This window comes from Dokdonella sp. (assembly GCF_049593775.1).
Lineage (GTDB): Bacteria > Pseudomonadota > Gammaproteobacteria > Xanthomonadales > Rhodanobacteraceae > Dokdonella.
In genome coordinates this window covers 1-1,568 of sequence record NZ_JBAWHJ010000201.1, presented here as the reverse complement: position 1 = coordinate 1,568, position 1,568 = coordinate 1, and the positions used below count along the sequence as shown (strand labels likewise).

General features: G+C 61.0%; 1 protein-coding gene and 1 pseudogene. Both read right to left on the bottom strand.

The genetic code is table 11. The features are described 5' to 3' along the window. A partial coding sequence (locus WBP53_RS07100) for an NAD(+)/NADH kinase (RefSeq protein WP_423927343.1) occupies positions 1–325 on the bottom strand: 325 nt, incomplete at its 3' end. Between the two features lie 352 nt (positions 326–677). Then, a pseudogene (locus WBP53_RS07095) lies at positions 678–1,568 on the bottom strand (NAD-glutamate dehydrogenase); the annotation flags it as partial.

Sequence of the window (1,568 nt, the reverse complement as noted above, 5' to 3'; positions counted from 1 at the left end):
CCTCGACGGTGGTGCCGGATTCGGAATGCGCGCTCATGCTGAGCGGATGCATGACGGTTGCCTGGGCGCGGGCGAGACGATCGTGCAGATCGTCCGGATGGAACGGATTGAGCAGGAAGCCGATCGTGCCAAGCTTCATGCCATAGACCGGTTTGCCCAGTGAAAGATGACGATGCAGGGTGCGCAGCATGAAGCCGTCACCACCCAGGGCAACGATGACGTCGGCGTCTTCCGGCGCGGTATCGCCGTAGCGCTCCTTGAGCAAGGCCAGTTGCTTCTGGGCCTCGTCGCCATGAGCGGCCACCAGGGCAATGCGCTGACTCACGGTCACTCTCCCCAATCGTTCGCGCCGCTCGATACGGCAGGGCCGACTCTAGCAGACCGGGCGGACGGGCGACCCCCACCAACAGCAGGCGTGCCTAAAACATGGCTCTCGCTCGCCCGCGTCTACCATGCGCGATGCGCCAGAAAGCATCGCCCCTGACATGCCTCCTGCAGACGCGACATGTCACACGCATTTCGCACGAGGGGCTCAAGCGGCAATTGTTTTTCTCTTTTTACCGAAGAGCATCGGGCCTGACGACATCTCCTGCGAAGTGCCGGATTTTCGTGTGCGCAATTCCTTTTGGACCGAATGGCACAAACTCAAGACCGATTCCAACGTTTCGTCATTCCCTTTAGACCAACTGTGCCAGGCGACGCACGGCTACCGACACGATCGGATAGTCGATGACCACCTGGCTGCGCATGTCGGACAAGGTCGACAAGGTCATCTTCAGCACCGGGTCATCCCTGTTTATCCACGCGGCCACACGATGCGCGCCATCGCCTGCACCTTCGATGGCCAGCATCTGCGACACCAGGGAACGTTGCTGCGAGTTCAATTCGTCACGCAGCGATCCACGCGCATGCGCATGCCAGCGGGTTTCCACCGGCAGCTCCTCGACCTTGTCCATCAGCCACTTCAAGTTGAGGGCCTCGCCAACGGCGAAGTAGACCGAGGCCACTTCGGCGACGCTCTGCTTGCTTTCCTGGGCAACCAGGGCGATGTCCATGGCCGAGTTCAATGCGGGAAGGTGAGAAAGCTGGTCAGCCAGATCGGCCGGGAAGCCCTGCTCGATCCAGCGTGCGCGGCTGGCATCAAACGTTGCGCGGTGGGTCGCGCTGACTACACCGTCGATACGTGACTTGAGTTCGTTCATGACCGGCCAGTAGCGATCCACGGCCGCCGCGATGTCATGCACTTCACCGGGATGATTGAGCAGCCAGCGCGTCATCTTGCGCAGCAGCCTCCAGATCGTCAGGTTGGCATCGATCTGGGCATTGCCATTGACCTTGCCATCCAGTTCTTCGATGGATGCCCAGAGGCCGCGAGCTTCAAGCACTTCACGCGCGATGTTGAAGGCCTTGGCGACGGCAGCCGGTGGCTGGCCGGTGTCTTCCTGCATGCGCAGCATGAAGGTGGCACCCATGCGATTGACCATCGAGTTGGTCACAGCGGTGGCAATGATTTCGCGTTTCAGGCGATGCCGCTCCATGTGCTCGGCAAAACGCTCGCGCAGTGGCTC